The 4490-nt window shown below is 30.6% G+C and carries 6 protein-coding genes; all 6 read left to right on the top strand.

Annotated elements, in window-relative coordinates; genetic code table 11:
- The first annotated feature begins 1 nt into the window (after position 1).
- Complete coding sequence (locus tag FC27_RS11245; RefSeq protein WP_056938106.1) at positions 2–553, top strand: DUF536 domain-containing protein; 552 nt, start codon at positions 2–4, stop codon at positions 551–553.
- Between the two features lie 36 nt (positions 554–589).
- On the top strand, positions 590–1261 hold the full coding sequence (locus FC27_RS11250; RefSeq protein ID WP_010625614.1) for a hypothetical protein: 672 nt from the start codon (positions 590–592) through the stop codon (positions 1259–1261).
- The gene (locus FC27_RS11255) at positions 1248–2141 is read left to right on the top strand and encodes a ComEC/Rec2 family competence protein (RefSeq protein ID WP_010625615.1); all 894 of its coding nucleotides are present in this window, start codon (positions 1248–1250) and stop codon (positions 2139–2141) included. The genes FC27_RS11250 and FC27_RS11255 overlap by 14 nt, the downstream gene beginning before the upstream one ends.
- Before the next feature lie 169 nt (positions 2142–2310).
- Positions 2311–2601, top strand: a complete 291-nt coding sequence (locus tag FC27_RS11260; protein WP_010625616.1) for a hypothetical protein — start codon at positions 2311–2313, stop codon at positions 2599–2601.
- Positions 2598–3962 carry an RNA-directed DNA polymerase gene (locus FC27_RS11265; protein ID WP_010625617.1) on the top strand — a complete coding sequence of 455 codons (1365 nt, stop codon included), beginning with the start codon at positions 2598–2600 and terminating at the stop codon, positions 3960–3962. Before FC27_RS11260 ends, FC27_RS11265 begins: the two co-directional genes overlap by 4 nt.
- Positions 3963–4111: 149 nt before the next feature.
- Positions 4112–4450 carry a helix-turn-helix domain-containing protein gene (locus FC27_RS11270; RefSeq protein WP_029508267.1) on the top strand — a complete coding sequence of 113 codons (339 nt, stop codon included), beginning with the start codon at positions 4112–4114 and terminating at the stop codon, positions 4448–4450.
- Positions 4451–4490 lie beyond the last annotated feature (40 nt).

The raw sequence follows: 4490 nt of genomic DNA on the forward strand, positions 1-4490 counted from the left end.
TATTAGAGAACTTGCTGATGAATTAAAGGTCTCTAAACAAACTATTCAATACCACTACCAAAGACTACCAACAAAGAACCGACAAAAAGATAGTCAAGGTAAAAACGTGATAAGTCTTACAGCTGAAAGGATTATTAGAAGTAAGGTAGCAAAAAACCAACAAATAGGTAGCAAAAAAACGACAAAGACTACCAAAGAAAATAATGAGCTAATTGCTACTTTGCGAAAAGAAGTAGAAGATTTAAAGGATCAACGTGACAAACAGATTGCTATCAAAGACCGACAAATAGATCATCTAACAAAATTGGTGGATCAGCAGCAGCAGTTACAATTAGCAACGGTAGCAGAAAATCATCAATTAAAAGAACACGTTCAGAAATTGAGTGGGTTGTCTGAACCTTCTAGTTCAATTCAAAAACGGCCCGAAAATGATAAAGATGATACCTTGTTGAATAACATTAATTCTAGTCAAGTCAAAGATAAAAACTATAAGCAGGATAAAAAGAAAGTATCTAAAAATAAAGTCAATAATAGTTGGTGGCATTTTTGGTGAAATAAAATTTCATCAAAATCTAAAAGGTATGGTGAAATGAATAATCTAAAAATTTATAAAACTAAGGAAGTTCAATATTTTATATGTGCCAATGCTATTATTATTACGCTATTTTCAACTAAAATATCACATAAATATTTTGTTAATAATTATGATTTCATTTTCAGCTTATTTACTTTTCTAGGAAGTATGGGAATTATATATATATATTCAAATATCTTAGATAGTGTACTGTCAACTAGAATCAAAAACGTTTTAGTTTTTGGAAACATGGATAAAATACCTGGAAATACAGCACTAACAAAACTATTTTATGGGAATTATTCAGATTTCAGAGTGTCAAAAATAAATTTACAAAAATTCTATAAAAATATTTGGAAAGAAATTAATCAAAATAGTCAAGATAAACTATACCAAAACAAAAAATGGTATGCTTTATATACAGCCGTAAGAAATGAAAACATAATTTTCTTTTCAAATTCAAACTACCTTTTAACCCGTGATATAAGTGTGCTATCTATAGTTTTTGTCATATTTTATCCACTCATGTCTAAGTTTCCATATATCTATTATAATTATAAAGTACATATTTATTTTATTATTATTTGGATTATAACTACGTATGCCGCACATAAGACTGGAGAAAAATTTGCCAATAATGTCTTAGTCGAAAATTATATCAAAGGGGAAAATCATGAGCATAGTTAAATTTTTTAATGTAAGTAATGGGGATATGTCTTATATTGAACACAATTCAGATAATTTTTCAATCATTGATTGTAATTTACCTGAAGACAGTTCCTGTAGAACAACCATCTTAAATGAAATTCAAGATATACGGTCTAAGAAGTCTATATTTAGGTTTATTTCAACTCACCCTGATGAAGATCACTTTCATGGATTGGAAGATATAAGTAATATCGAAAATTTTTACTGTGTTAAAAACAGTGTCACGAAACAAGACATTACACCCTCCTTTAAAGCTTATTCTAATTTAAGAGATGACGAGAATAGAGCTTTTTACATAGAAAAGGGCTGTAGTCGAAAATGGATGAATCAAGGATCTGACGAAAGAGGAAGTTCCGGTATAAGCATACTATGGCCTGATACATCCAATGAAGATTTTCAATCGGCACTTGATCAGGCAGATGCCAGCCCTAATAATATCTCTCCAATTATAAAATACTCTATTGAAGATAATGCAACATTTTTATGGATGGGGGATTTGGAAACCGACTTTATGAAAAAAATAGAAGATAATGTTGATTGGCCCCAAATAGATGTATTGTTAGCCCCACATCACGGTAGGAAAAGTGGTCACGTTCCTGGTGCCATTCTGAGAAAGCTCAACCCTAAACTAATAATTTTGGGACATGCAGAATCTAAAGACATGAATTATTATTGTGGATGGAATACTATATTAAAAAAACAGAGTGGAAATATAACAATTGAATGCAGTGACCACTTTATGAATATATGGGTCGATGATCCAGGATATAAATCTGGCATTACAATACTGAAAAACAACCCTCAAAAATCAGATTTGAGTAGCTCCTTGTATTATATTGGTAGCATTAGTGTTAACTAATTATATTTATACTTTTGATAAAACAAGTAAAGATCTTGATAAAATATAAAGATAGGGATTTATCACGGAAACAATAACATATTTCAGGGGATATAAACTCCAATAATCTTTAAAAATATTGTTGAAACATGATATTTAATTAACATTAACAAAAAGGAGTATTATCAATTTGTTTGGAACCATGGAAATAAAATCTGCTTGTAAACGCGCAATAAGAAACATATTGTATGTCAAAAATGTAACAGATGTAGTTATATTTGAAGACCCTTTTGAATTAGAATTTTTAAAGGATCAATCTTTTAAAAATGAAATTGTTAATAAAATTACTTCAGATATAGAAAGCCAAAAATTCGAAAAAATTCATTTGAAAACATACGGAAAAATATTAATGCCCAAAAAACAACCAGCTAACTATCGCTTTTGCTCTATGATCGACATCTATGAAGAATTGTTTTTTTGACCCTGGCAATATTATTGGCACCACATATTGAGAGAGAAAAGGTGAAAATAAGGAAACAAAAGGTGTTTTCGTATAGGTTCATTACAGATAAAAATAGTGGTTTATTGTTTAATGCTCGTTATAACTATAATACGTTCCTAAAAGAAACAAGTAGAAAAAAACGATTGCGTGGAAATAACATTGTTATTTCTTGTGATATTTCAAATTTTTATGATCGTTTAAACTTGCATAGGTTAAACTCGACATTGTTATCCTACCCAAGCTTAAAAGGCCAACAGGACTGTATTGAATTAATAAATCAGCTTCTCCTTTATTGGAGTAATAGAGACTCCTATGGGCTTCCAGTAGGATCTAATGCTTCTAGAATATTTGCAGAGGCCGAATTAACAAACATAGATAAATATTTAGAAGATCATAAAATCATGTTTTGCAGATTTGTTGATGACTATCGTATATTTGCGAAAAACACTTCAGAAGCTTATCAGATCATGAGTTTGTTAACCTCACGTTTGCAAAAAGAAGGCCTTTTTTTTAATGCATCAAAATTACAACTAGCTCGTACACAAAAAGAAAATATATCTAACAAAGATAACGAAAAAGAAGCCCCCCTGGAAGATACTCATGTAGAGCCGCGTAATACACCTAATAATACACCTCTTTGGAGGATCATTAATTCTTATTCCGGTGAGATACCTTTGAAATTTCGCCAGCTAAGTGACAGACAAATAGAAAAATATAAAGGCATTGATTTTTCTAAACTAATCTTAAAACTTAAAGCAGAAAATTACGCTATGCCTTCCGATATATCTACACTAATAAACTCTTTTGTAGCTCAAAAAAAATGGACAGATACATCGCAAGTACTCAAAACAATTATTAATTTGCAACCACAATCATTACCTGTAATAACTGATGCTATCCGTAAAAACAAAGAAGCAATCTTTGAAAACAATGGTGCAACTAAAGAGCAGATATTTGATATGCTAAAACCACTTTTAGAAGAGGAAGAGAATCCTGAATATATTAAGATATATATTATTAGATTTTTAGGAATGTTCCCTGATCTGAATAGTACATACATTTTTAATTACTATGTCAGTTTAAGAAGAGACGCAGGTAACTATATTGGTCGCGCAACTTTAGATATCATCTACACTAACAGAAAGTATCTTACTCGAAATGACTGCCTGACGTTAAAAGAATTAATTAAACGAGCAGATATTTTTGAAAAAAGAGCCATCTTAAGAATACTAAATGAAAAACTCCCCCGCGAAGAAAGAAATGCTTTCGCAAAAAATATAAATATGAATGAATCAGATATCTTTCTCAAGGCACTTTGTAAAAATAAGCATTCTAAATGATTTATTATGAATAGTCTATATCATCAAACTATTTGTTTAAGCATATTAATGAAAGATTAGTTCTAAAAAATACTTTAGGTTAAAGTTCACAGTTAGCCCTATTTATAACAGAATATTCTTTGCAACCAGTAGTTGCTTTTAGCACGCTTATGACTTTAGGGCAAAGGATAAAAGAAGAACAAGAAAAAAGGCAATGGACGCAAGATTATCTTGCAGAAACGCTTAATGTTTTTCGTCAGGCAATTTCTAAGTGGGAAGTCGAGAATGCTTATCCCGATATTGATCGTTTAGTACAAATCAGCAATTTATTCGACATTACCTTAGATAGTTTGATCAAGGGCGATGATTCACTAAAAAAAAGCATAGTTATTACCAAAAACGCAAAGGCACAAACTAATGTCTGGGAATTTATGCGCAGTACTGGTTGGATGATGGTAATTGCAATTATTTATTTAGTCACCAAAATGATTATCGCTGTCTTTAGTTAAGAAACCTTTAGGGACTATAATTAACAAATCGCCCCTCAAA

It is taken from the genome of Companilactobacillus versmoldensis DSM 14857 = KCTC 3814 (genome assembly GCF_001434295.1).
Classification (GTDB): domain Bacteria; phylum Bacillota; class Bacilli; order Lactobacillales; family Lactobacillaceae; genus Companilactobacillus; species Companilactobacillus versmoldensis.